Annotated in this window: 24 protein-coding genes and 1 pseudogene; 15 read left to right on the top strand and 10 right to left on the bottom strand. The window is 69.5% G+C overall.

Annotation, left to right across the window (positions count from 1 at the left end; genetic code table 11):
• Positions 1 to 62: 62 nt before the first annotated feature.
• Entirely contained in the window at positions 63 to 806 is a 744-nt protein-coding gene (locus tag ACQP0N_RS04265; protein WP_433117711.1) for a M50 family metallopeptidase, read from the bottom strand.
• Positions 807 to 895: 89 nt separating this feature from the next.
• On the opposite strand from ACQP0N_RS04265, the gene ACQP0N_RS04260 reads away from it, so the two are divergent.
• From ACQP0N_RS04260 to ACQP0N_RS04250, 3 genes and pseudogenes are all read left to right on the top strand, one after another.
• Entirely contained in the window at positions 896 to 1,432 is a 537-nt protein-coding gene (locus ACQP0N_RS04260) for a Uma2 family endonuclease (protein WP_433117709.1), read from the top strand.
• 126 nt (positions 1,433 to 1,558) lie between these two features.
• Positions 1,559 to 2,311: a GH25 family lysozyme gene (locus ACQP0N_RS04255; protein ID WP_433117707.1), complete on the top strand. Its 753-nt coding sequence runs from the start codon at positions 1,559 to 1,561 to the stop codon at positions 2,309 to 2,311.
• A gap of 41 nt (positions 2,312 to 2,352) precedes the next feature.
• Positions 2,353 to 2,842: pseudogene (locus ACQP0N_RS04250) on the top strand (transposase family protein); the annotation flags it as partial.
• 714 nt (positions 2,843 to 3,556) lie between these two features.
• Here ACQP0N_RS04250 and ACQP0N_RS04245 read toward each other — a convergent pair.
• Positions 3,557 to 3,886, bottom strand: coding sequence for a DUF4190 domain-containing protein (locus ACQP0N_RS04245; RefSeq protein ID WP_433121421.1), 330 nt, complete (start codon positions 3,884 to 3,886; stop codon positions 3,557 to 3,559).
• Here ACQP0N_RS04245 and ACQP0N_RS04240 point away from each other — a divergent pair.
• The gene (locus ACQP0N_RS04240) at positions 3,840 to 3,971 is read left to right on the top strand and encodes a hypothetical protein (RefSeq protein WP_433117706.1); all 132 of its coding nucleotides are present in this window, start codon (positions 3,840 to 3,842) and stop codon (positions 3,969 to 3,971) included. The two genes, ACQP0N_RS04245 and ACQP0N_RS04240, sit on opposite strands and share 47 nt — an antisense overlap.
• A gap of 373 nt (positions 3,972 to 4,344) precedes the next feature.
• On the opposite strand, the gene ACQP0N_RS04235 is transcribed toward ACQP0N_RS04240, so the two are convergent.
• Positions 4,345 to 4,572 (bottom strand): hypothetical protein, encoded by a 228-nt coding sequence (locus tag ACQP0N_RS04235; protein WP_433117704.1) that lies wholly within the window; start codon positions 4,570 to 4,572, stop codon positions 4,345 to 4,347.
• Between the two features lie 65 nt (positions 4,573 to 4,637).
• Entirely contained in the window at positions 4,638 to 6,632 is a 1,995-nt protein-coding gene (locus ACQP0N_RS04230; protein WP_433117702.1) for a protein kinase domain-containing protein, read from the bottom strand.
• 90 nt (positions 6,633 to 6,722) lie between these two features.
• Between ACQP0N_RS04230 and ACQP0N_RS04225 the strand changes: the two genes are divergently transcribed.
• Both ACQP0N_RS04225 and ACQP0N_RS04220 read left to right on the top strand, forming a co-directional pair.
• Positions 6,723 to 6,917 carry an acyl-CoA carboxylase epsilon subunit gene (locus tag ACQP0N_RS04225; RefSeq protein ID WP_433117700.1) on the top strand — a complete coding sequence of 65 codons (195 nt, stop codon included), beginning with the start codon at positions 6,723 to 6,725 and terminating at the stop codon, positions 6,915 to 6,917.
• 89 nt (positions 6,918 to 7,006) lie between these two features.
• Positions 7,007 to 7,465, top strand: coding sequence for a hypothetical protein (locus ACQP0N_RS04220; protein ID WP_433117698.1), 459 nt, complete (start codon positions 7,007 to 7,009; stop codon positions 7,463 to 7,465).
• A gap of 292 nt (positions 7,466 to 7,757) precedes the next feature.
• On the opposite strand, the gene ACQP0N_RS04215 is transcribed toward ACQP0N_RS04220, so the two are convergent.
• Positions 7,758 to 7,895 carry a hypothetical protein gene (locus tag ACQP0N_RS04215; protein WP_357130258.1) on the bottom strand — a complete coding sequence of 46 codons (138 nt, stop codon included), beginning with the start codon at positions 7,893 to 7,895 and terminating at the stop codon, positions 7,758 to 7,760.
• Between the two features lie 930 nt (positions 7,896 to 8,825).
• Between ACQP0N_RS04215 and ACQP0N_RS04210 the strand changes: the two genes are divergently transcribed.
• From ACQP0N_RS04210 to ACQP0N_RS04200, 3 genes are all read left to right on the top strand, one after another.
• Entirely contained in the window at positions 8,826 to 9,980 is a 1,155-nt protein-coding gene (locus ACQP0N_RS04210; RefSeq protein ID WP_433117696.1) for a S8 family serine peptidase, read from the top strand.
• A gap of 251 nt (positions 9,981 to 10,231) precedes the next feature.
• Complete coding sequence (locus ACQP0N_RS04205; RefSeq protein ID WP_433117694.1) at positions 10,232 to 10,987, top strand: Maf family protein; 756 nt, start codon at positions 10,232 to 10,234, stop codon at positions 10,985 to 10,987.
• The gene (locus ACQP0N_RS04200) at positions 10,984 to 11,637 is read left to right on the top strand and encodes an O-methyltransferase (RefSeq protein WP_433117691.1); all 654 of its coding nucleotides are present in this window, start codon (positions 10,984 to 10,986) and stop codon (positions 11,635 to 11,637) included. Before ACQP0N_RS04205 ends, ACQP0N_RS04200 begins: the two co-directional genes overlap by 4 nt.
• 163 nt (positions 11,638 to 11,800) lie before the next feature.
• On the opposite strand, the gene ACQP0N_RS04195 is transcribed toward ACQP0N_RS04200, so the two are convergent.
• The 3 genes from ACQP0N_RS04195 to ACQP0N_RS04185 all read right to left on the bottom strand — a co-directional run bounded on the left by ACQP0N_RS04195 (position 11,801) and on the right by ACQP0N_RS04185 (position 14,298).
• Entirely contained in the window at positions 11,801 to 12,556 is a 756-nt protein-coding gene (locus ACQP0N_RS04195) for an ABC transporter permease (protein ID WP_007455563.1), read from the bottom strand.
• A gap of 18 nt (positions 12,557 to 12,574) precedes the next feature.
• A complete protein-coding gene (locus ACQP0N_RS04190; protein ID WP_433117689.1) occupies positions 12,575 to 13,534 on the bottom strand; it encodes an ATP-binding cassette domain-containing protein in 960 nt (319 codons plus the stop codon).
• Between the two features lie 152 nt (positions 13,535 to 13,686).
• Positions 13,687 to 14,298, bottom strand: a complete 612-nt coding sequence (locus ACQP0N_RS04185) for a PadR family transcriptional regulator (RefSeq protein ID WP_433121418.1) — start codon at positions 14,296 to 14,298, stop codon at positions 13,687 to 13,689.
• Between the two features lie 139 nt (positions 14,299 to 14,437).
• Here ACQP0N_RS04185 and ACQP0N_RS04180 point away from each other — a divergent pair, with 139 nt between their 5' ends.
• Positions 14,438 to 16,189: an acetyl/propionyl/methylcrotonyl-CoA carboxylase subunit alpha gene (locus ACQP0N_RS04180; RefSeq protein ID WP_433117687.1), complete on the top strand. Its 1,752-nt coding sequence runs from the start codon at positions 14,438 to 14,440 to the stop codon at positions 16,187 to 16,189.
• 137 nt (positions 16,190 to 16,326) lie between these two features.
• Positions 16,327 to 17,766: a GuaB1 family IMP dehydrogenase-related protein gene (locus tag ACQP0N_RS04175; protein WP_355048904.1), complete on the top strand. Its 1,440-nt coding sequence runs from the start codon at positions 16,327 to 16,329 to the stop codon at positions 17,764 to 17,766.
• Positions 17,767 to 17,919: 153 nt separating this feature from the next.
• Here ACQP0N_RS04175 and ACQP0N_RS04170 read toward each other — a convergent pair whose 3' ends face one another.
• Entirely contained in the window at positions 17,920 to 18,477 is a 558-nt protein-coding gene (locus ACQP0N_RS04170; protein WP_433117685.1) for a TetR/AcrR family transcriptional regulator, read from the bottom strand.
• An 84-nt stretch (positions 18,478 to 18,561) separates the two neighbouring features.
• Here ACQP0N_RS04170 and ACQP0N_RS04165 point away from each other — a divergent pair, with 84 nt between their 5' ends.
• The 4 genes from ACQP0N_RS04165 to ACQP0N_RS04150 all read left to right on the top strand — a co-directional run bounded on the left by ACQP0N_RS04165 (position 18,562) and on the right by ACQP0N_RS04150 (position 23,374).
• Positions 18,562 to 19,008, top strand: coding sequence for a DoxX family protein (locus tag ACQP0N_RS04165; protein ID WP_433117683.1), 447 nt, complete (start codon positions 18,562 to 18,564; stop codon positions 19,006 to 19,008).
• 24 nt (positions 19,009 to 19,032) lie between these two features.
• Positions 19,033 to 19,515 (top strand): MarR family winged helix-turn-helix transcriptional regulator, encoded by a 483-nt coding sequence (locus ACQP0N_RS04160; RefSeq protein WP_355048907.1) that lies wholly within the window; start codon positions 19,033 to 19,035, stop codon positions 19,513 to 19,515.
• Positions 19,509 to 21,242: an ABC transporter ATP-binding protein gene (locus ACQP0N_RS04155; RefSeq protein ID WP_433117681.1), complete on the top strand. Its 1,734-nt coding sequence runs from the start codon at positions 19,509 to 19,511 to the stop codon at positions 21,240 to 21,242. The genes ACQP0N_RS04160 and ACQP0N_RS04155 overlap by 7 nt, the downstream gene beginning before the upstream one ends.
• Positions 21,243 to 21,454: 212 nt before the next feature.
• A complete protein-coding gene (locus tag ACQP0N_RS04150; protein ID WP_433121415.1) occupies positions 21,455 to 23,374 on the top strand; it encodes an ABC transporter ATP-binding protein in 1,920 nt (639 codons plus the stop codon).
• 4 nt (positions 23,375 to 23,378) lie between these two features.
• Here the strand turns inward: ACQP0N_RS04150 and thrS are convergent, their stop codons facing one another.
• Positions 23,379 to 24,593, bottom strand: a complete 1,215-nt coding sequence (gene thrS, locus ACQP0N_RS04145) for a threonine--tRNA ligase (protein WP_433117679.1) — start codon at positions 24,591 to 24,593, stop codon at positions 23,379 to 23,381.
• Between the last annotated feature and the right edge of the window lies 1 nt (position 24,594).

Below are 24,594 nucleotides of genomic sequence, written 5' to 3'. Positions count from 1 at the left end.
ATAAGGATTGCGGCTTTGGTGGCCCACCACAACTCCATGATCGACGGGGAGAGGGCCGGGGGTTAGAGGGTTAGGCCGGCGTCGGTGAGGATGGGGCCAGCCAGCAGCAGGGCGCCAGCTACAAGGGCGACCAGGTTGACCAGGGCGAAGACCGTGACCCAGAAAAACGCCGGGAACGGGGTCAGCCCGGCGAGCTGGTCGGCGTCGGAGGCGGGCATCCGGCCACGCGCGCGCAGGCGTTGCAGCTCCACCACCGGCCGCACCCCGCCGAGCAGCAGGAACCACACCCCGGTGTACGCGAAAGCGGCCTGCACCTGCGGCGTCGCGTACCACGAGACGGCGAACACCAGCGCCCCGGTGACCAGCAGCGACACCACGCCGAACGCGTTGCGGATCATGACCAGCATGGCGAGCAGCAGCACCACCGCGACCCAGAGCAGCAGGGTGATCCGGTTACCGCCGAGCAGCCAGGCGCCGGCCAGCCCGATCAGCGGCGGGGCGACGTACCCAGCGAGCAGGGTCAGGATCATGCCCGGCCCGGTGGGCCGACCGGCGGAGAGCGTCAGCCCGGACGTGTCCGAGTGCAGCCGGATGCCACGCAGCTTGCGGCCGGTGAGCAGAGCGACGAGCGCGTGCCCGCCCTCGTGGGCGATGGTGATGGCGTTGCGGGCGATCCGCCACGGCAGCCGGGTGGACACCACCACCAGCGCGACGGCCGCGGTGATCAACACCAGCAACGGGGGCGGGTCCGGCTGCGCGCCGAACAGCGTGTCCCACATCTCGCCCAGTCCGTCGATCGACATCATGGGGCGCGAGCCTACCGGCGGCGTTCCGTGTCGCTGCCGAGGCACCGACTGATGACGCATGAGATCACGAGTGAGCTGGAGGGGTTTCGGTGTTTGTGGAGCACCACATCGGCCCGTGGACCGAGGCCGACTACTTCGCCCTGGGTGAGACCACGGACCGGATCGAGCTGCTCGACCGGAGCCTGCTCCTGAGTCCGGTTCCAAGCAAGCGGCATCAACTGGTGTCGCGTCGGCTAGCCAACCACGTCACCCGGGCCGCCGACGTCCTTGCGGTCTTCACGGCGGTCAACGTGCGGCTCGCGGTGGACCGGATCGTCATCCCGGACGTCGTCGTCGCGGATACCGACGATGAGGGCAACGTCGTGGAGGCAGCCGAGGTGACACTTGTCTGTGAGGTGTTGTCGCCGGGCAACGCTGCTGCTGACCGCCTGGTCAAGATGCAGCTCTACGCGATCGCGCGAATCCCCTGGTACCTGCTGGTCGAGCAGGACGGTGACGGTCACTCGTTGCGCCTCTACCGGCTCGACGGCGAGCACTACGTCGAGGATCAGGTCGCCAAGGCCGGCGAGACGTTGAGCATCGCGGAGCCGTTCCGCTGGCAGCTTGACCCGGCCACGCTGCGCTGATCCGCTCTCACCCGGCCATCGGAAGCACCTACGACCTTCGATGAAAGTTTCCTCTACAACCCTTGCGATCAAGGGCACTTAACTCCAAAGATGGGCGTCAATAGACCGGCGTCCCTGGAGGCACTCATGGCCCGTACCCGATCATCGCTGCGCCGCGCGCTCGCGGCCGGCCTCACCGTCCTCGCCACCGCGGCGGCCGCCCTGGTCGCGACCGCCGGCCCGGCGGCGGCGGCCACCACCGCCGGCGTCGACGTGTCCCACTACCAGGGCAGCATCAACTGGACCAGCGTCCGGAACGCGGGCATCGAATTCGCCTTCATCAAGGCGACCGAGGGCACCAGCGTCAAGGACTCCGCCTTCAACGCGAACTACGTCAACGCCTACAACGCCGGGGTGATCCGCGGGGCGTACCACTTCGCCCGGCCCAACATCTCCGCCGGCTCGACCCAGGCCAACTACCTGGCCTCCAACGGTGGCGCGTGGTCGGCGGACAGCCGCACCCTGCCGGCCGCGCTGGACATCGAGGCGAACCCGTACAGCGGCGGCTACTGCTACGGCCTCAGCACCACCGGGATGCGTAACTGGGTGCAGGACTTCCTGAACACCTACCGCTCGCGCACCGGCCGGTACGCGGTCATCTACACCACCACGAGCTGGTGGAACCAGTGCACCGGCAGTTGGACCGGCCCGTGGGCGAACCACCCGCTCTGGCTGGCCCGCTGGTCGAGCACCCCGGGCGCCCTGCCGGCCGGCGCGTCGGTGTGGAGCTTCTGGCAGTACACCAGCACGGGTTCCGTCTCCGGGATCAGCGGCAACGTGGACCGCAACTACTGGAACGGTGACCGGAGCCGACTGATCGCGCTGGCCAACAACACCTGACCCGTGCCGTTGGGCGGCCTGGAGAAGTTTCTCGGCCGCCCCCGGCGCTGTTCGGGGTGTCGCACTCCGCTGCGCATCGGGTGATCGACACGCTCGCGCCACTGCTGGCCCTGGCACCGGTACGCAAACGGCCGGTCGAGCAGATCGCGATCGTCGACGGGACGCTGGTTCCGACCCGCGATCACCGGCTGGCCGGCCGAAGCAAGAACTACCGGTACTCGAGCAACGCGCAGATCGCCATCAATGCCTCCACCCGCCTGATCATCGCCGACGGCGATCCGCAGCCGGGCAACCGCAACGACACCAACGTCTACCGCACCTCAGGCATCGCCGAGACATTTGGACGGGCGTCCGATGATGGCCGACGGCGACTACCGGGGCAACCCGGAGGTGATCATGCCGTACCGCAAGCCCACCGACGGCAGCGAACTACCGGACTGGAAGCAAGCCCTCAACGTCGAGCACCGCACCGTCCGAGCAGGGGTAGAAGACGCCGCGGCCAGGATGAAGAACTTCAAGATCCAGCGCAACTAACGCCGAAACGAAGCATCGATCTGCAACATTCCGGGTTCGACGCCGAATCTGAGACTGTCAACAGCGCGTACCGCCTGAATGCGCCCACCACCGCAGCTCAGAAGCGGTTCCTGAATCAGCTCGACCCCGACGGACACCGCGCGGAGAAGTCGACCGCCCACTTCGAGGAAGTGGGATGAACTTCGAGGAGAGTGGCACGGCCGGTCTGGACGGGCCAACGCTCTTGCGCGACTGCATCTCCGACCTTAGGATCTATACATCATCTTAGATGAATCACGGGGATGGAGGGTCGCCATGAGTTGGCGTGTCCAAGCTGTAGCCGCTTTTAGTTTGGCGGCAATGACTGCGTCAATGCTATCTGCGGAAGAAGCCTCAGCAAAGTCTGAAGGAGCACGAACTAAGACAGTCACAGCTTCGGTGGCTGCAACTTGCGCCGTCCACCCCAAGCCGAGCGCTGGGGCGGTAAACATAAGGACTGGTCGAGGTACTCAATACAATGTTTCCCATGTGATCTATCCGGGCGAATATTACCCCTCGGTTTGCACGTCACAGACTGGCGGGTCTTACACGGCATGCGGGGGCGGAAGTTCTTGGATAGAGGTCTACTTCAAGGTGGGATGGGAAACAATCTCGGGATACGCCGCTAGAAACTGCCTTGTCCTGGAAAGCGATTCTGGTTCTCTAAGCCAGAGGTAAACAGGTCCGGTCTTGTCACTCGCGGCCGGACTCGGCCAGCGGTAGGCCCGACCAAGCCGCGCAGCGCCCCACCTCCGACCATGATCGGTCCGAGGTGCGGCGCTGCCTCGTGTTCAGGGCGTTAATGTCACGGCCGGAGACGGCGTCACGGCCGCCGACCCGGCGCCAAACACCATCCAGGCAGAGAACAGGATGGCCTGCAGGAAGACGACGTAGCCCATCGCCAGGCCGGCGACGGCTGTCGCATTGGCCGCCCTTCCCGGTGCGCTTGAGGTCGCCCAGGGCGACGTGGCCGAGGATGATCGCGCCGAGCGAGGGTACGCCGAAGGTGCAGCAGTTGCCGATCAGCCCGAGGATGGCGAAGACCAGGGAGGTGACGGCGAGGCCGGAGGAAGAGGGCTGCTGGGTGATGACGACCTGCGGCTGCTAGGGCGGGCCGCACCCGTAGGGGCTGACCGGGGCGGGGTACCTTGCCTGGTGGTGGCCGGGCCAGTGGGCGGGTAGGTCATCGCGGCACGGTACGGAGGTCCCAGGTTGTCCACTGTCGCCGATCGGATGGGCCACGCCTGTGATGGGGCCGTACGGTGGCCGGATGGACGGAGTGCATCTTCGCGTTAACGGGGCTGCAGCCCGCCCAGTTCCGCGAGCTGATCGCTGGTCGCCGAGCGTCGCTGCCAGCGGGAGCGCAGGTTTTGGCCTCTGGCATTGCGCGGGTACCGGAAAGTCCGTTGGCGGCAGCGGGGATCGACGGTCACCACACGGTCGACAATCGGCCCGGCTACCGCCACACCATCGGGTACGGGTCAGGCCCGTCGCCGGCTCAGGGCCGGCACCACAGCGTCCTCACTAGCCAGGGCACCCCGGCGGGGCATCCGCCAGGCAGCCACGCCGAGGCCGGCAACGATCACGACGCCGAGCAGTGCGACGAGCACCGAAACCCCCGCGCTGACCAGCAGCAGGATCGCGTCGCCGAGCGCCACGAGCATCCACAGTGCCAGCCCGGGCCGGGCGTCCCTCCGTCGGTAACCCATGTCGTGCCTCCTTCCGTCGTCGAAGGTCAAGTACCCACGATGACGGAAGGTCATGCGAGCGACTTTCAGTCCTGACGGTCGGGCACGAAGCCCTTGGCGATCCGGTCGAAGTTAGGCAGGTTGGCCTGCCAGTCCTTCTCCGCGATCTCCCACCGCAACGCGTAACCACGGTCGCTGGCCGTCACGAAGCCCCGGTTACGGACATGGATCCTGGTTCCGTCCCGGGTCTCCAGCCACTCCCAGTCCGCGCAGGTCTTCCAGAACGTGCACCGCTTGATGCTGACGTACTGATAGTTTTTGACTTCGTCCTTTCGGCCGCCTTCGATGCTCTTCCAGTCCGCGTAGGCGTCCTTCTTCGGCGTCGGGGTCCACTGCACGAGCAGCTCGCCCGGCCCGTTGGACTCGTCGAAGACGACCGTGTTCTTACCGGCGTCCTCGCGCACCCAACCGTCGGGCAGAGGCAGGGAGAAGCCCGCAGGATCCTTGTGCAGCTTCCAGCCGGCCGGCAGCGCGTTCGGGTCTGCCGAGGGCGTGGCCGAGGGCGTCGCACTCGATGCGCCAGTGGTGGGTGGAGGCGCTGCCGGAGCGGAGGATTGCGCCGGCGCCGACGTCGCGGCCGCCCCGGTCGTCGCGTCGGCCTGCGGGCTCTCGTTGTCGTCGCCCTTGGTCAGCATCGGCACGATCACCACGAGGCCGATCAGCAGCAGGGCCACCAGCGCACCGATCAGCACGTTCCGGCGCGTGTTGTTCGGCTTCGTACCCTCGAACTGCGGCACCGCCGCGCGCCCCGCCGGACCCACCGGCGGCATGACCGACGTGGGCGTCGAGGGTTTGCGCTGCTCCGGCGCGACCGGCGACGGGCCGTCGACGGCCGTCGGCTCGTCGTCGCCCGCCGGCGTACCGTCGCCGCCGGCATCGCCCCCGGCGGACACCACGGCGGTCGGGTCGGCCGCTGGCGACACCGGGCGGTCGATCGTCGCGGTCGGCTCGGCCGGGACCGTGGCCGTCGGCTCGGCGCCCGCGCCGGCCGGCACGACCTCCGTCGGCGTCGCGTCGGCCACCGCCGGGCCGGACGCGGCAGCGGCTACCGGTCCCGAGGTACGCGGAGCAGGCGGCGACACCGGGCGGTCGGTGACCTCCTCGGCGGGACGCGGTGCCGGCACGAGCGGCGGGCGCGGCTCCCGTGGACCGTTCGGCCCCGGCCGGCGTACGCCGTCGAGCAGTGAGATCCCCCGCGCCCGCTTCCCGGCGGCGCGGCGCAGCAGCCGCTCCGCCACCTCGGCGGTGATCCGCTCGTTCGGGTCCTTCTGGAGCAGCCCGGTGAGCACCGCCTTGAGCGGTCCGGCGTTCTTCGGCGGCGGCATCGGCTCGGTGGCCAAGGCGGCGAGCGTGGCGATCGCGGACGGCCGCGCGTACGGCGACTTGCCCTCCACCGCCGCGTACAGCGTCGCGCCCAGCGACCACAGGTCGGCCTCCGGCCCGGCGGTGCCCGCGCGGGCCCGCTCAGGCGAGATGTACGCGGGCGAACCGAGCACCATGCCGGTACGGGTGACGTTCGGGTCACCGGGGATCGTGGCGAGGCCGAAATCGGTCAACACCACCCGGCCGTCCTCGCCCAGCAGCACGTTGCCCGGCTTGACGTCGCGGTGCATGACGCCCGCCTTGTGCGCCGCGTTCAGCGCGCCCAGCACACCCAGGCCGATCTCGATCGTGCGGGCGACCGACACGGGCCCGTCCTCGGCGAGAGTGTCCTGCAACGACCTCGACGCCACGTACTCCATGACGATCCACGGGTCGCCGTCGGTGCGCAGAACGTCGAAGATGCGTACCACGTTGACGTGGTTGAGTCGGGCGATGGCCCGCGCCTCGCGCAGCGACCGCTCCCGCATCTCGCGGCGTTCCTCGTCGGTGAGGCCGGGCGGCGGCACCAACTCCTTGATGGCGACGTCGCGGTGCAACACCTCGTCGCGCGCCTTCCACACCCGACCCATGCCACCCTGGCCGAGCGGCGACAGAAGCCGGTATCGGTCAGCGACGAGTTGGGGAAGCGCGTTCGACATCGCTGAGACGGTACCCGGACCCGCCGACCGTCACACCGCCGGCACGCCACTGTGCGTGTGACGTGACTTCGGGCCGCGTACCCTGGCGGCATGCCTGCCGAAGAGCCGCTGTTCCGGGTCGTCCGCGGCGTTCCCACCGCCGAGGAGTTGGCCGCCCTGGTCGGGGCGGTCATCGTGCGGTCCCGACCGGCCACCGCACCCGCGCCGGCGGCCACGTCCGCCTGGGCGCGCAGCGGCCGGCCGGCCCGCCCCGACACCTGGCGCGCCTCCGGTCTGCCTCGCTGACCCCGGTTCCCATTCCGGGGGCTGCCAGGATGGCGTGTAGCCGTTAATCTCACTGAGGGAAACGGTGCGGTGACGGACAGGGAGGGTCGATGATCCCCGAAGAGGACCAGCCGGCACCCTGGCTGCACGGCTACGGCGGCATCGAGGCCGACATCCGTCAACTCCGCGAGTTCGCCGACCGGCTCGCCGCCGAGGTCGAGAGCAACTACGCGCCCCACCTGCCGTACATCGCCGAAGACATGTCCGCGAAGGTGCCCAACCCCTGCGACGCGTTCGTCGAACTGGTCACCTTCCTGCATGCCCACCACGAGACGCAGCAGGCCACGACCGACATGGTGTACGCCGTGCGCGGCGCCACCGGCCACCTGGCCGCCGTCGCCGACCGGGTCGCCACCCAGTACGCCGACAGCGACGCCTTCTCCGCCGCCCGCGCCGTGGACGTCCAACACGCCCTCGCCGACCCGGGAACCGTCCTGCCGGGCAGCCGGACGCCGACACTGAGCGACCCCACCGGCCCCGAAAGCGAAAGGCCGGTGGTCCTCCCGTGATCGAGCGTGGTGGCGGCCGCACCTCCAGCCAGACCGACTGGCACCTGATGGACCTCAACAGCATGTGGGCGTGCCTCCAGGACCACGACACCACCAACCACTGGAAACAGGTCGCCGGCTGGCGCAAGGTCTGCGACCTCGCCCAGATCCACCTCGGCCGACTTCAGGAATACCGGCGGGGCCTCGCCGAAGCCTGGCCCCCCGAGACCAGCGCCGCCTCCGGCACGTACCTCGCCCAACTCGACGACCTCATCGCCAAGGTGCGCCACACCCACGACGCCGCCGCCGCCAACTACACCGCGCTGTCCGCCGCCACCCAGGCCATCGGCACCACGCGCGCCGAGCTCCGCAAGCTCCACGAGGAGTACGCGACAAAGCTCCAACAGAAGCGGGCGTACGAGGCCACCGCCGCCGACCCCAAGGCGGTCATGGGCAATCGGATCGTGGACGCGCCCGTGGCGGATAGCGACCTGGAACGGCTGAACGTGCAGGCGCGGGCAATGATGTTCAACCTGAGTGGCGAACTACAACAAGCCCAAGCCATCCTCCAAAAACCCCCACCCCCACCGCCACGAACGGGCCATCAGCCAAACGACCCAGATACATACGGCACCGGCACACAAGGCCCGGTCATTCCTCCGGTCGTCGCCGTACCCATGACACCGACCAGCACTCCAACCACGAAGGTTGAAAGGGCGCCTTCCTCCGGACGTACGCCCATTCAAAATCTAGGAGGGGTGGGGCCAGTGCTGGGCGGAACGGGTTCGGCACTAATGCCGGGAACAGCCAGCCCGACGCCACTCGGATCAGCTCCATCCACGACATCCCCAAGCCTGCCATCCGGCATCTCTGCCACACCTCTAGGTGGCTTTACACCAAGGCTCCCTACGGACGCTAGGCCCCACATCGGAGCCAAAGGCCTTACGCAACCACCCACACCGCCGACTACCAGCCGCCCCATGCCGCCGGGGGGTCTGATTGGGGGTACACCAAGCGTAGGCCTGAACCAACCTGGTCCAATTCAAAACTCGCCTCGACGCGTTAACCCTGTCGGTGGCGTCATCGGCGGCGGCGGAGCAGGCACAGCGCCGAGCGGAGGTGCGGGTTCGCGACCTGGGTCAGGGCGTGGTTTGTCGCCGACGATAGGCATCTCACCGATGGGTGGCGCGCCCGGAACTCCGAGCCCTAACGGAATTCAGCCCGCCACTCTTAGGCCGACCGACCGAAGGCAGACAGACAGCATGCTTTCTTGGGATCCCGATCACCCATGGGAAACCAACAAGGGTGTCGCCCCGATAGTCCTGCCTCCGCAAGATGAAGGACCTATCGATCCAGGGCCAGCTATCGGCTTCTCGCGGTAATGTCAACTGTAGCCAGGATAGCCGCAACAGCATTGACCCTTCCGCTCTCGCTCCTCCAACCGACACCAGGAACACCTCGACATCCTGCAGTGGCGCCCTCTCGTCCCACTGATGTCGAGAGAATTCGAGCGGACCAGTGGCATCTTCAATTTCTTAATGCAACCCAGGCACAACTCATCAGCAAGGGTGACGGCGTCATTGTCGCGGTACCCGACACCGGCGTTGACCCCCACCCTGACCTCACCAATAACCTGCTAGTCGGAACTGACACTATTCCTGGCGGTTCGGGGGATGGCCGAACAGACCTTAACAGTCACGGCACTAGCATGGCCGGGCTGATTGGAGCGCACGGAAGGACTGCAGAGACGGGTGCGCTCGGGATCGCACCTAATTCTAAAATCCTCCCCATAAAGGCTTCCACTTCGGACAACTTCGGAGCAGCCGACGACCTTGCTTCAGCTATCGAATTTGCAATATCGAAGCAAGTTCAGGTCATTAGCATCTCCAGCGGAGGAGCATCGACACCACGACTCGTTCGGGCAATAGAGGCCGCTTTAGCAGCGAACATTATTCTCGTAGCAGCAGCAGGGAACGCGCCGGACAGCCACGTCGCATATCCCGCCAGCGAAGAGGGAGTGATTACTGTTGGCGGCGTTGACCGCGCTGGACAGCATGCCGCCGTATCGGTTACTGGACCGGAAGTCGATGTGGTCGCGCCTGCGGTCGATATTTACAGCACCAGTTATGGCGGGAAGTACTCGAAGGGCACGGGAACGTCGAGTGCAACGGCGATTGTGGCCGGGGCGGCGGCGTTGATCAGGTCGAAGTACCCCTACCTGCCGGCACAGGAGGTGGCCCACCGACTTACGGCCACGGCCGTCGACAAAGGCCCGCCCGGCCGGGACGACGAGTACGGGTACGGCGTGATCGATCTTGTGGCGGCACTGACGGCAGACGTACCCCCGTTGGGGTTTGAATCAGTGACCGCGCCGGCCGGCGGTGGCCCGACCACGACGGCCGATGACGAGAATGGCGGCACTTCCGTTCGCGGCCTTGCCACCCTTGGGATGATCGTCGCAGTCGGCGTCGGGTGGGCCTTCGTGGCACGGCGTCGGCGGCGCGGGGATGATCTGCCGCCCAGAATCAGTCGCTAGGCATGCCGGGCGCCTCGATCGACTCGGGTTCCTTGAAGTTGGGGTGTCCGGTGGCTTGGGATGCCGCGATTTGCGGGAAGCCGAGTGGATCACGGCAGCGAGTGGTCTTGATCGACTTCATGTCGCCGATGTGGGGGTGTCCGTGCGGGTTGATGGCGCGATATCGGCGATGGGGAGTGGATCAAGGACGCGGCGCGGCGTTGAGGGCCGGGGAGGGGTGTCGGGCGTGGCGGGCCGGTAACGTCGGGCCGGTGTCTGACACTCTGCCGCTCCGCCTCGTGCTGGCCTCTGCCAGTCCTGCTCGCCGAAAGTCGCTTCGGGCCGCCGGCATCGAGCCGGACGTGCTGGTCAGCGGGGTGGACGAATCCCTGGTGGTGACCGAGCGGGCTGAGGATCTCTGCCTCGAGTTGGCCCGACTCAAGGCCGAGGCGGTGCTCGCCCGGCTGAATCCGACCGCCACGAACAGCGCAACCACCAACGCCAAAGACACCACCAACGCCAACGCCACCACCAACAGCAAAGACAGCACCAGCACGGGCACGGCCCGTGAGCGCACCCTGGTCATCGGGTGTGACTCGGTGCTCGAGTTCGACGGGGAGATTCTTGGCAAGCCGGCCGATGCGGCGGACGCGACCCGCCGTTGGTTGCGGATGCGGGGACGAAGTGGGGTCCTGCACAGCGGACATTGCCTGATCGACAGTGTCGCCGGGCGGCGGGCGGAGGCGGTCGCCTCGACGGTCGTCCACTTTGCCGACATCAGTGACGACGAGATCGCCGCGTACGTCGCCACCGGCGAGCCGTTGGCGGTGGCGGGCGCGTTCACGATCGACGGGTTGGGCGGGCCGTTCGTGGAGCGGATCGAGGGTGACCCGGGGACCGTCGTCGGGTTGTCGATGCCGTTGCTGCGTCGGCTCCTCGCCGAACTGGGTCTGGAGATCACGGACCTGTGGACAAAGGTCGCGCCGGGCGGCCAAACGGTCGAGCCGCTCGGTAACGTCCATTCATGACCACGAAGTCCATCCCGCTGACCGACGAGTTGCACGCCTATCTGGTCGCGCACGGCGCGCCGCCGGACGAGATCATTCGAGATCTGGCCGAGGAGACCCGGTCGGTGCTGCCGGAGCACGCCAGCATGCAGGTGGCGCCGGAGCAGGCCGCGTTCCTGACGTTCCTGACCCGGCTGCTCGACGTACGGCAGGCCGTCGAGGTCGGTACGTTCACCGGCCTGTCGGCGCTGGCCATCGCCCGGGGGTTGCCCGAGGGAGGGCGGCTCACCTGCTTCGACATCTCTGAGGAGTACACCGGGATCGCCCGGCGCTACTGGTCCCGCGCCGGGGTGCAGGACCGCATCGAGCTGCGTATCGGCCCGGCCGGCGACACGCTGCGGGAGCTGCCGCAGGAGCGCCACCTGGACTTCGCGTTCATCGACGCTGACAAGACCGGGTACCCCGTCTACTGGGCCGAGTTGGTGCCGCGAATGCGGCCGGGCGGGGTGATCGCCGTCGACAACGTGCTGCGCGGCGGGCGGGTCGTCGCGCCGCAGGACGTCAACGACCGGGCGATCGCGGCGTTCAACGACGAGGTGCTGGCCGACGTAAGGGTCGACCCGGTGATGCTGCCCATCGCCGACGGCCTCACCCTCGCCCGGGTGCGCTGAGCGGCACCCTGAACCACACGGGTTCCTGGAAATCGCGGCATCCCACGCCGTAGGACACCCCAACTTCCAGGAACCCGAGTCGATCAAGCCGAAGCCCGCGCCCCGGGGGCAGGCCGCAGCCCGCGCCCCGGGGCAAGCCGAAACCCGCGCCCCGGGGCGAGCGTCAGCGGACGCTGCGGGCGAACTGGCGGGCGGCCCAGAAGACGCCCAGCGCGGCGAGGACCGCGGTGATGGTCAGGCCCTGCCAGACCTTGTCGCTGCCCAGGTCACCGGCGAACAGCGCCCGGGTGCCGTCGACCGCCCAGGAGAACGGGTTCCAGTCGGCGATGCCCTGCAACCAGCCGGGTGCGAAGGTCAGCGGCAGCAGGATTCCGGAGAGCAGCAGCACCGGCTGCGCCACGGTGTTCATCAGTGGGGCCAGCGCGTCCTCGCTCTTGACCTTGAGTGCGACGCCGTAGGAGACGGCCGAGGTCATGAGCGCGATGAGGGCGAGCATCAGGTACGCCAGCAGCAGGTCACCGATGAAGACCCGCAGGTCGAACAGGAGCGCCAGCAGGGTGATGATGACGGCCTGCACGATGAGCGAGACCACGTCGCGCAGGGAACGGCCGAGCAGCAGGGCGAGCCGGCTGATCGGGGTGACCCGGGAGCGTTCGATGACGCCGGCGCGCAGTTCGGCGATCAGGCCGAAGCCCTGGAAGAGGCCACCGAAGATGGCCAGCAGCACCAGCAGGCCGGGTACGAAGATCTTGTAGGCGGCGGCCTGGGTGGGCGCGTTCAGGGCCGGCTTGAGCAGGGGGGCGAAGAGCAGCAGGTACATCACCGGCTGGAACACGCCGACGAAGACCCAGACCGGGTTGCGCAGCAGGAGCTGGATCTGCCGCTGGAAGATCAGCCACGTGTCGCGGGCGAATTTCATGAGTCGTCTCTCCGGGGGTCAGGACTCGCGCAGCGAGCGGCCGGTCTTGGTCAGGAAGACGTCGTCCAGGCTGGGCCGGTGCAGCTCGATCGAGCGCAGCTCGAGCCCGGCGTGGTCGAGGCGGCGTAGCACCTGGGGAATGGCGGTGGCGCCCTCGTCGACGTAGAGGCGCAGGCCGCCGTCGTCGGCGGTCTCCAGCTTGTTGACGTACGCCTCGCCGTCGAGCGCCTTCGCGGCCTGCGGGGTCGCGGCCACGTCGAGGCCGACGAGCACCACGTCGCCGGAGATCTCCCGCTTGAGTTCGGTCGGCGTGCCCTCGGCGACGACCTCGCCGTTGTCCATGATCGCGATGCGGTCGCAGAGGGCGTCGGCCTCGTCGAGGTAGTGCGTGGTGATGAAGACGGTCATCCCGTCGCTGCGCAGTCGCCGGATCTCGTCCCACATGTGGGCGCGGCTCTGCGGGTCGAGGCCGGTGGTCGGCTCGTCCAGGAAGACGATCTTCGGCTCGTGGATGATGCCGAGCGCGATCTCGACCCGCCGACGCTGACCACCGGAGTAGGTCTTGCACTTGCGGTCGGCGTACTCGGTGAGCTGGAAAGCCTCCAGGGCGCGGACGGCGCGCTGCTGCGCGTCGGCCTTGCCGATGCCGTACATCCGGGCGTGCAGGACCAGCTCCTCGCGGGCGGTCGACTCGTCCCAGGTGCTGCCGCCCTGCGGCACGTACCCGATGCGGCGACGCACCTCCGCCGGGTCCTTGCGCAGGTCGGCGCCCGCGATGGTGGCCTCGCCACCGTCGGGCTCGATCAGCGTGGCGAGCATCCGCAGCGTGGTGGTCTTGCCGGCGCCGTTCGGGCCGAGGAAGCCGAAGATCTCGCCCTCGGCGACCTCGAGGTTGACGCCGCGCACGGCGTCCACCGTCTTCGTCTCTCGACCCGCGCGGGAGCGGAACGACTTCCGCAGCCCCCTGGTCTCGATCATTTCTGCTCCTGGTCGGTCGGGCCGGCCGCGCCGGCCGTCGTGTGGCGGTCGGACCAACGGGCCGGCCGTCGAGTGGGACGACGCCGGACGGCGCACTCCCCCGCTGTGCCGACAGCAGGCTAACGCGATATAGCGTTTGTAGTCAACGTTGATTATTTCGCGTCGCGGTCGGACCGCTCCTCGCCCTCCCGCGGGCCCGACCAACCCTCGGCGTCCCGCAGTTCAGCAGGCAGGTACGACACACCGGACTCGATCCGCTCGGCGATGCGCTCGCACCAGCCCAGCTCCGCCTCCGCCCGCGCCGACCACAGCTCGAACATCCAACTGACGTGCACCGGTTTGGTGTTACGCACCCAGTCCGACTGAAGCGAGGCGCGCATCGACTCCATGCCGGCCCGCAGCAGGTTGGCCCGGTTGCGCAGCGCCGCCGCCGCCTCGGAGCGGGGCATCGCGGGCAGGAACGAGAAGGCCGCAGTGAAGGGGTCGACGGGCTCGGTGAAGTTCCACCAGAAGTTGCGCAGCAGGGTCTCGAACTCGTCGTCCCCCTTCGGCGTGACCTCGTAGGTCGTTCGGGCCGGACGGGCGCCGACCTGCTCGGTGGCGACGGCCCGCAGCAGCCCCTCCTCGGTGAGTTTGCGCAGCGCGTGGTAGATCGAGCCGGGCTGCACGTTCGCCCACTTGTCGGCGCTCCAGCTCAGCAGCTCGCGGCGCACGTCGTAGCCGTGCACGGGCTGCATCCACCGCACCAGGCCGAGGATCATCATCCGAGTCGCAGACACCAGACAAGCGTAATAGCCAAGTTTGACTAAACCAGTGCCCCATCCCACACTGAGCGATCGTTAGGGGCCGCCCGGGCCGGCCGATACACTCCCCGTCAGTAACCTGCCGGGAGGAGCCACGAAGGTGCGCAAGGTACTCATCGCCAACCGCGGCGAGATCGCCGTCCGGGTCATCCGCGCCTGTCGTGACGCCGGCCTGGGCAGCGTCGCCGTGTACGCGGACTCCGACCGCGACGCCCTGCACGCCACGCTCGCGGACGAGGCGTACGCGCTCAGCGGGGACAGCGCGACCGACACGTACCTGCGCATCGACAAGTTGCTCGACGTGGCCGCCCGGGCCGGCGCGGACGCCGTACACCCGGGTTATGGGTTTCTCAGCGAGAACGCCGACTTCGCCCAGGCCGTCATCGACGCCGGGCTGACCTGGATCGGCCCGACCCCGCAGGCGATCCGCGACCTGGGCGACAAGGTGACCGCCCGGCACATCGCCCAGCGTGCCGGCGCGCCGTTGGTCCCCGGCACCCCGGACCCGGTGGGCAGCCCCGACGAGGTGACGGCGTTCGCCGTCGACCACGGGCTGCCGGTCGCCATCAAGGCCGCCTTCGGCGGTGGTGGGCGCGGCCTCAAGGTCGCCCGGACCATGGAGGAGATCCCCCAGCTCTTCGAGTCGGCCACCCGCGAGGCGGTCGCGGCGTTCGGTCGCGGCGAGTGCTTCGTCGAGCGCTACCTGGACCAGCCCCGGCACGTCGAGGCGCAGGTCCTCGCCGACCAGCACGGCAACGTGATCGTGGTGGGCACCCGGGACTGCTCGTTGCAGCGCCGGCACCAGAAGCTCGTGGAGGAGGCTCCCGCGCCGTTCCTCACCGACGCCCAACGCGCCCAGATCCATGACAGCGCCAAGGCGATCTGCCGCGAGGCCGGCTACCACGGCGCCGGCACGGTTGAGTACCTGGTCGGCAAGGACGGCACGATCTCCTTCCTGGAGGTCAACACGCGACTCCAGGTCGAGCACCCGGTCACCGAGGAGACCGCCGGCATCGACCTGGTCCGCGAGCAGTTCCGGATCGCCGACGGCGAGAAGCTGCGGATCACCGAGGACCCGACACCGCGCGGGCACGCCATCGAGTTCCGGATCAACGGCGAGGACCCGGGCCGCAACTTCCTCCCCGCGCCCGGCACCGTCACGGCCCTGCGCCTGCCCAGCGGCCCGGGCGTGCGGGTCGACACCGGCATCTCGGCCGGCGACGTGATCGGCGGCAACTTCGACTCGCTGCTCGCCAAGGTGATCATCATCGGGGAGACGCGCACCGAGGCGCTGGAGCGCGCCCGCCGCGCCCTCGACGAGATGGTCGTCGACGGCATGGCCACCGCGCTGCCGTTCCACCGGCTCGTCGTGCGGGACGAGGCGTTCACCGCCGAGCCGTTCACCGTGCACACCCGGTGGATCGAGACCGAGTTCCACAACACCGTGCCGCCGTTCGCCGCCGCCGCCGGCGCCGCCGACGCGCCGGCCGAACGCGACACCGTCGTGGTCGAGGTCGGCGGCAAGCGCATCGAGGTCAGCCTCCCCGCCGGCTTCGGCGGGAGTACGACCACAGCCTCAACCGCCTCCCGCAAGCCGACCCGGCGCGGGGGCGGCGCAAAGGCCGGCGTACCGGTCGGCGGCGACGCGCTCACCTCCCCCATGCAGGGCACCATCGTCAAGATCGCGGTCGCCGACGGCGACACGGTGGCCGAGGGCGACCTGGTGGTGGTGCTCGAGGCGATGAAGATGGAGCAGCCGCTGCACGCCCACAAGGCGGGTACGGTCAGCGGACTCTCCGCCGAGGTCGGAGCCGTGATCACGGCAGGTGCGCCCATCTGCACCATCTCCTGAAAGGAAGGGCACCTTGTTAACGCCTCGTGTGTAAGAAGGGGCCTTTCCTTTCGTTTGTCCGGGCGGCCGGGGCTCGGTGGGGGTGGTTTGCGGCACCGAGGTGGGCGCGGGCGGCCGTGGGCGGGAATGATGGCCGGGTGCGGTTCCTTTCCGGCGCGGCCCCCGCGCACGACCTGACCTACACCGACGTCTTCATGGCGCCGGCCCGCTCCGACCTCGGCTCCCGCCTCGACGTCGACCTGTCCACCGGCGACGGCACGGGCACCACCATCCCGCTGGTGGTGTCGAACATGACGGCGGTCGCCGGCCGGCGGATGGCCGAGACGGTGGCCCGTCGGGGCGCGATCACGGTGATCCCGCAGGACATCCCCATCGAGGTCGTGGCGAACGTCGTCTCCTGGGTCAAGCAGCGGCACCTGGTCTACGACACGCCCATCACCCTGGGCCCGACCGAGACCGTCGGCGACGCGATCCACCTGCTGCCCAAGCGGTCACACGGCGCGGTGATCGTGGTCGACGAGGCAGGCCGGCCGATGGGCGTGGTCACCGAGGCGGACACCGTGGGCGTGGACCGGTTCGCCCAGCTGCGACACGTCATGTCGACCGAGCTACACACCGTGCCGGCGGACGCGGACCCGCGTACCGGCTTCGACCGGCTCTCCGCCGGCCGACGTCGACTCGCTCCGGTGGTGGACGCCGACGGTCGGCTGGTCGGGGTACTCACCCGGCAGGGCGCATTGCGGGCCACCCTCTACACGCCGGCCGTGGACGACCGGGGTCGGCTCCGCGTCGCAGCGGCGGTCGGCATCAACGGCGACGTCACCGGCAAGGCCGCCGCGCTGCTCGAAGCCGGGGTGGACACGCTGGTCGTGGACACCGCGCACGGCCACCAGGCACGGATGATCTCGGCGTTGCAGGCGGTCCGCAAGCTGGACCCGGGCGTACCGGTGGCGGCCGGCAACGTGGTCACCGCCGAAGGCGTACGCGACCTGGTCGAGGCCGGCGCGGACATCATCAAGGTCGGTGTCGGCCCGGGCGCGATGTGCACCACGCGGATGATGACCGGCGTGGGCCGGCCGCAGTTCTCCGCCGTCCTCGACTGCTCGACGGCCGCCCGGCAGCTGGGCCGGCACGTCTGGGCCGACGGCGGCGTACGCCACCCCCGCGACGTGGCGCTCGCGCTCGCCGCCGGCGCGTCGAACGTGATGATCGGCTCCTGGTTCGCCGGCACCTACGAGTCCCCCGGTGACCTCTACACCGAACCGGACGGGCGGCGGTACAAGGAGAGCTTCGGGATGGCCTCGGCGCGGGCGGTCAGCGCCCGTACGGCCGACGACAGCCCGTACGACCGCGCTCGCAAGGCCGTGTTCGAGGAGGGCATCTCCTCGGCCCGGATGTACCTGGACCCGCACCGCCCCGGCGTCGAGGACCTGATCGACGAGATCATCGCCGGCGTACGGAGCGCCTTCACCTACGCCGGCGCCCGCAACCTGACGCAGTTCCACGAGCGGGCGATAGTCGGTGTCCAGAGCGCCGCCGGCTACACCGAAGGAATGCCCCTCCCCACCAGCTGGTAACCAACACCAACCCGCCCCGCCCCCTGCCCTCCCGCCTTCCCGCCTTGATCATGAAGTTATTGCCACCCGCATCGGCGTTTCATGGCAATAACTTCATGATCAACGGGGTCGAGGTGAGGGTGGGGTGGGCCGGGCGGGGGCGGGGTGGGTGGGTTAGGGGTTAGGGGTTAGGCGGGCGAGGACTTGGCGGGCTGCCTTGCGGGGGTCTTCGCCTACCCGATCTGGCAGGGCGCCGGCCAGCCAGAGGGTGGCGAAGCCGTGGGCGATGGACCAGGCGGCGAGCGAGTCCCGGTCGGTGTCGCCGGATGCGCCACGGGCGGCCACCCCTGAGCGGAGTGCCACGCCGGCGCGCTCGCGTGCGGCGGTCAGCTCGGGGTCGTCGACCCGGTGCAACTCGGGCCGGAACATCACCTCGAAGTAGGCGCGGTGCGCCACGGCGAAGTCCACGTACGCGACGCCGGCCGTCAGTAGGTCGTCGCCGGCGGCGACCAGCGCCTGCGCCAGCCGGTCGAAGCCCTCCGTGGCGAGGACGGTGAGCAGCCCCGCCTTGTCACCGAAGTGGTGGGTGGGCGCGGCGTGCGAGACACCGGCCCGACGAGCCAGGTCGCGCAGGCTCAGCGCGGTTGGTCCGACCTCCTCGATCGCCTCCAGCGCCGCGGTGAGCAGGGCGCGGCGAAGGTCGCCATGGTGGTACGCACGCGTCTCGGTCACGCCCGAATCCTAATCTTGTCATTGACAAGATGCCACCGGCCACCGCAATCTTGTCACCGACAAGTTTCCGCGAGGAGGATTCCGATGGCACCCCTGATCACCCTGATCGTCGGCAGCGCACTGGCTCGCCTGGCCGGCCTGGCCGGCGTCTCCGCGCTCGACGGCTGGCATCCCGCGCTGCGGGTCGGACTGGCCCTGATGTTCGTGCTGACCGGCATGGCGCACTTCGTGGGCCGACGCCGCGCCGACCTGATCGCGATGGTCCCGCCCCGACTACCCCGGCCGGACCTGCTGGTCACCCTCACCGGCGTACTGGAGCTGGTCGGGGCGGCCGGGCTGCTGATCCCGACGACCGCCCGCCTCGCCGCGGCCGGGCTCGGCCTGCTCATGCTCGCGATGTTCCCGGCGAACGTCTCGGCCGCACGCCGGAGGCTGACCCTCGCCGGACGCCCGGTCACCCCGCTGGGTCAGCGCACGATCCTGCAACTCGTGTTCGTCGCCACCACTGCGGCTATTTCGTTTGGCCCCTGACTATCAGGGAGCTAATGTGCTCTCGTGGAACTCATCACCCTCCAGGATGTGCCGCTGGGACGACTACTGGTCGTGGCCGGGCACCTCGTCGGGCAGCGCTGGAACCGCTTCCTCGCCGAGGAGCACGGCCTCACCCAGGCCGGCATGATCACCCTGATGACGCTCGCCCGACACGGCGAGCTGCCCCACCGCCAGGTCGCCGAGAAGGGGTTCGTCCGCCCGGCGACCCTGACCGGCATCGTCGACACCCTCGAACGCGACGGCCTGGTCGAGCGCCAGCGCGACGACAGCGACCGGCGCAGCATCCGACTCGTCATCACCCCCGCCGGCCGGGAGCGGGTGGCCGCACTCGGCGCTCTCATGCACTCCGGACGCCCGCTCACCTCTGTCGACGCCGACCCGGCGAAGGCCCAGGTGATCCGGGAGTTCCTACTCGAAGTCATCGGCAGCGGCCACGACCCGCAGATGACCGGACGACCCACCGACGCGGAGGAAACGTCGTGCTGATCCGACTGTTACGCGGCCAACTGCGCCCGTACTCCAGACCGCTGCTGGCGGTGGTGCTGCTTCAGTTCGTGGGCACCATGGCCTCGCTCTACCTGCCCAGCCTCAACGCGGACATCATCGACAAGGGTGTGGCCCGGGGCGACACCGGCTACATCGTGCACACCGGCGGCTGGATGCTGCTGGTCAGTCTGATCCAGATCGTCTGCTCGATCGCGGCCGTCTACCTGGGCGCGCAGGTCGCCATGGGCTTCGGCCGGGACGTCCGCGCCCGGCTGTTCTCGCACGTCAACAGCTTCTCCGCCCGCGAGGTGGCCCGGTTCGGTGCGCCGTCGCTCATCACCCGCAACACCAACGACGTCCAACAGGTGCAGATGCTCGTACTGATGAGCTGCACCATGCTGGTCGCCGCACCGATCATGAGCGTCGGTGGGGTGGTCATGGCACTGCGCGAGGACATCGGGCTCTCCTGGCTGATGCTGGTCAGCGTGCCGGTGCTGGCCGTCGCGCTGAGCGCGATCATCCGCCGGATGGTGCCGGGCTTCCGGCTCATGCAGACCCGGATCGACACGGTCAACCGGGTGCTGCGCGAGCAGATCACCGGCATCCGGGTGGTCCGCGCGTTCGTCCGCGAGCCGTACGAGACGAAGCGCTTCGGTGTCGCCAACGCCGACCTGACCGCCACCGCCCTGCGTACCGGACGGTTGTTGGCGTTGATCTTCCCGGTGGTCATGTTGGTGCTCAACGTGTCCAGCGTGGCGGTGCTCTGGTTCGGCGCGCAGCGGGTCGACTCCGGCGCGATCCAGATCGGCGCGCTCACCGCCTTCCTGGCGTACCTGATGCAGATCCTGATGGCCGTCATGATGGCCACCTTCATGCTGATGATGGTGCCCCGGGCAGCCGTGTGCGCCGAACGCATCGTCGAGGTGCTGGACACCGACTCCTCGGTGGTCCCCGCCGCCACGCCGGTCACCGAGCTGCCCAGCCGGGCCGAGTTGGAGCTGCGCGGGGTGCGGTTCCAGTACCCGGGCGCGGTCGAGCCGGTGCTGCGGGACATCTCCTTCCGCGCCACCGCCGGCACCACGACGGCGATCATCGGCAGCACCGGCGCCGGCAAGACGACCCTGCTGTCGCTCGTCCCGCGCCTGGTCGACGTGACCGACGGCGCGGTGCTTGTCGACGGGGTCGACGTACGCGAGTTGGAACCCGACGAGCTGTGGCGACGGATCGGGTTGGTGCCGCAGCGGCCGTACCTGTTCACCGGCACGGTCGCCAGCAACCTGCGCTACGGCAACCCGGACGCCACGGACGAGGAGCTGTGGGCGGCGTTGGAGATCGCCCAGGCCCGGGACTTCGTGGCCCAGATGCCCGGCGGGCTGGACGCGCCGATCGCGCAGGGCGGCAGCACCGTCTCCGGCGGGCAGCGGCAACGCCTGGCCATCGCCCGGGCACTGGTCCGGCGGCCGGAGATCTACCTGTTCGACGACTCGTTCTCCGCGCTGGACCTCGGCACCGACGCCCGGCTGCGGGCGGCGCTGCGGCCGGTCACCGCGCAGTCCGCAGTGGTGATCGTGGCCCAGCGGGTGTCCACGATCGTCGACGCCGACCAGATCATCGTGCTCGAGAACGGAGGGGTCGTCGGAGTGGGACGACACACGGAGTTGCTGGAGACCTGCCCGACGTACGCCGAGATCGTGGCCTCCCAGCAGACGGCGGAGGTGGCGGCGTGAGCGAGCAGAACGAGCCGCGCGCCGCGGCCGTACCCAGTCAGAAGCCGGCCGGCGACCCGCGGACGCCGACCGGCGAGGCCGCGCAGCCCGGCGGCGGAGCCGCGCAGCAGCCCGGCGGCGGAGCCACGCAGCAGCCCGGCGGCGGCGGGCAGACTCCGAAGCGGCTGCCGGCGGGCCGACCGGGCGGCGGCCCACCCTGGATGAGCGCGGGGATGCCCGCCGAGAAGTCGATGAACTTCGGACCGTCGGCCCGACGGTTGCTCGGCCGGCTGCGCCCGCACCGGCTGCACCTGGGCGCGATCATCACCCTCGCCGTGGTGAGCGTCGGTTTCAGCGTGGCCGGTCCGAAGATCCTGGGCCACGCCACCGATCTCATCTTCAGCGGGGTGATCGGTCGGCAACTGCCGGCGGGCACCACCGCCGACCAGGCCGTCGCCGCGGCGCGGGCCAGCGGCAACGAGAGCTTTGCCGACATGCTGGCCCGGATGGACGTGGTGCCCGGGGTGGGCATCGACTTCGACGCGCTGCGCCGGGTGCTGCTGTTGGCGCTCGGGCTCTACCTGGCGTCGAGCGTGCTGTCGTGGTGGCAGGGCTGGCTGCTCAACGGGGTGGTCCAGCGCACGGTTCTGCGGCTGCGCGCCGAGGTGGAGGAGAAGCTCAACCGACTGCCACTGCCCTACTTCGACCGGCAGCCCCGCGGTGAGCTGCTCAGCCGGGTCACGAACGACATCGACAACATCTCCACCAGCCTCCAGCAGACCCTCAGCCAGCTGCTCACCTCGCTGCTGACCGTGATCGGCGTGCTGGCCGTGATGTTCTGGATCTCGCCGTTGCTGGCCCTGGTGGCGCTCGTCGCGGTGCCCCTGTCGGTGCTGGTCACCCAACGCATCGCCAAGCGGTCGCAGAAGCAGTTCATCGCGCAGTGGACGCACACCGGCGCGTTGAACGGCCAGATCGAGGAGGCGTACACCGGGCACGAACTGGTGAAGGTCTTCGGCCGGCAGCGCGAGGTGGAGGCCGCCTTCCACGCCAAGAACGAGGAACTGTTCCGGGCGAGCTTCGGCGCGCAGTTCATCTCCGGGATCATCATGCCGTCGATGATGTTCATCGGGAACCTGAGCTACGTGGCCATCGCCGTGGTCGGCGGGCTGCGGGTGGCCTCCGGGGCGATGAGCCTGGGTGACGTGCAGGCGTTCATCCAGTACTCCCGCCAGTTCACCCAGCCGCTCACCCAGCTCGCGTCGATGGCGAACCTGCTCCAGTCCGGGGTGGCGTCGGCCGAGCGGGTCTTCGCGGTGCTCGACGCCGACGAGCAGAGCCCCGACCCGGTCCAGCCGGCCCGGGTCGTCGACCCGCACGGCCGGGTCGAGTTCGAGCACGTCTCCTTCCGGTACACGCCGGACAAGCCCCTGATCGACGACCTGTCGCTGGTCGCCGAGCCGGGGCACACGGTCGCGATCGTCGGCCCGACCGGTGCCGGCAAGACCACCCTGGTCAACCTGATCATGCGCTTCTATGAGCTGGACGCCGGACGGATCACGCTCGACGGGGTGGACATCACCACGATGCGCCGCGACGACCTGCGTGGCCGGATCGGCATGGTGCTCCAGGACACCTGGCTGTTCGGCGGGACCATCCGCGACAACATCGCCTACGGCCGACCCGACGCCACCGAGGAGGAGATCCTCGCCGCGGCCCAGGCCACCTTCGTGGACCGGTTCGTGCGCAGCCTGCCCGACGGCTACGACACGGTCATCGACGAGGAGGGCAGCAACGTCAGCGCCGGCGAGAAGCAGCTCATCACCATCGCCCGGGCGTTCCTCGCCGAGCCGTCCCTGCTCATCCTCGACGAGGCCACCAGCTCGGTGGACACCCGTACCGAGGTGCTGCTCCAGCGGGCGATGGCGGCGCTGCGCTCGGACCGGACGAGCTTCGTCATCGCGCACCGGCTCTCCACCATCCGGGACGCCGACCTGATCCTGATGATGGAGGAGGGTCGCATCGTCGAGCAGGGCACCCACGAGCAGTTGCTCGCCGCCCACGGCGCGTACCACCGGCTGTACCGCTCGCAGTTCACCGGCGCGGTGGTCGACGAGGAGCCGGTCACCGCCGCTCAACCGGCGTCGGTCTAGCGTGTCAGCCCGGGAGAAGATCCGCCGAGCGGGCGGCGACCTGCCCGCCGATCAGGGCGAGCGCGGCGTCGGCCGGCATCGGGGCCAGGGCACGGCCGTCGCGCAGCCGGAGGGCGAGCGCGCCGGCTGCGGCCTCCCGGGCACCCAGGACCCCGAGGTACGGGACGCGGCGGCGGGCCGCGTCCCGGACCCGGGCGCCCAGCGAGCCGGCGGCGTCGACCTCGACCCGCAGCCCGGCGTCGACGGCCCGCCGCGCCAGGTCGGCAGCCGCGTCGGCCTGTCCGTCGTCCACCGGCAGCACCACCAACTGGACGGGCGCGTACCAGGCCGGGAACGCGCCCTCGTGCGCCTCGATGAGGTACGCGAACAGCCGTTCCATGCTGCCGACCAGGCTGCGGTGCAGCATCACCGGCCGACGCCGGCCGCCGTCGGAGTCGGTGTACGACAGGTCGAACCGCTCCGGCTTGTCGAAGTCCACCTGGATGGTGGAGATGGTCGACTCCCGGCCGGCCGCGTCGACGATCTGGATGTCGATCTTCGGGCCGTAGAAGGCGGCCTCGCCCGGCGCCTCGACGTACTCCACCCCGGCCAGCGCGCCCCGCAGCAGGTCCTCGGCGCGGATCCACTGGGCGTCGTCGCCGACGTACTTCCCGCCCGGTCCGCGCAGCGACAGCCGGAACCCCGCCGGGCGTACGCCGAGCGCGGCGTGCGCGGCGCGGATCAGCCCGAGGATCTCGACGACCTCCTCGCCGACCTGCTCCGGAGCGCAGAAGATGTGCGCGTCGTTGAGGGAGATGGCGCGTACCCGGGACAGGCCGCCGAGCACCCCGGAACGCTCCGAGCGGTACATCCCGCCCAGCTCCGCGACGCGCAGCGGCAGCTCCCGGTAGGAGCGGCCCCGGGCGCGGAACACCAACGCGTGGTGCGGGCAGAGCGCCGGCCGGAGCACGAACTCGTCGTCGGCGCTCAGCCGCAGCGGCGGGAACATGTCGTCGGCGAAGTAGCCGAGATGGCCGGAGAGCTCGAAGAGTTCCCGCTTACCCAGCGGCGGCGAGTAGACGTGCTGGTGGCCGGAGCGACGCTCCAACTCCCGGACGTACTCCTCGACGGCGTGCCGGGCGGCGGCGCCGGCCGGCAACCAGATGGGCAGGCCGGCGCCGGCCAGCGGGTCGGAGACGAACAGGTCCAGCTCACGGCCGAGCCTACGGTGGTCGATCATG

Source organism: Micromonospora sp. CA-246542, from assembly GCF_050942905.1.
GTDB lineage: Bacteria > Actinomycetota > Actinomycetes > Mycobacteriales > Micromonosporaceae > Micromonospora.
Note: the sequence above shows the minus strand (reverse complement) of the source record. Positions and strands in the feature narration are given on the sequence as shown.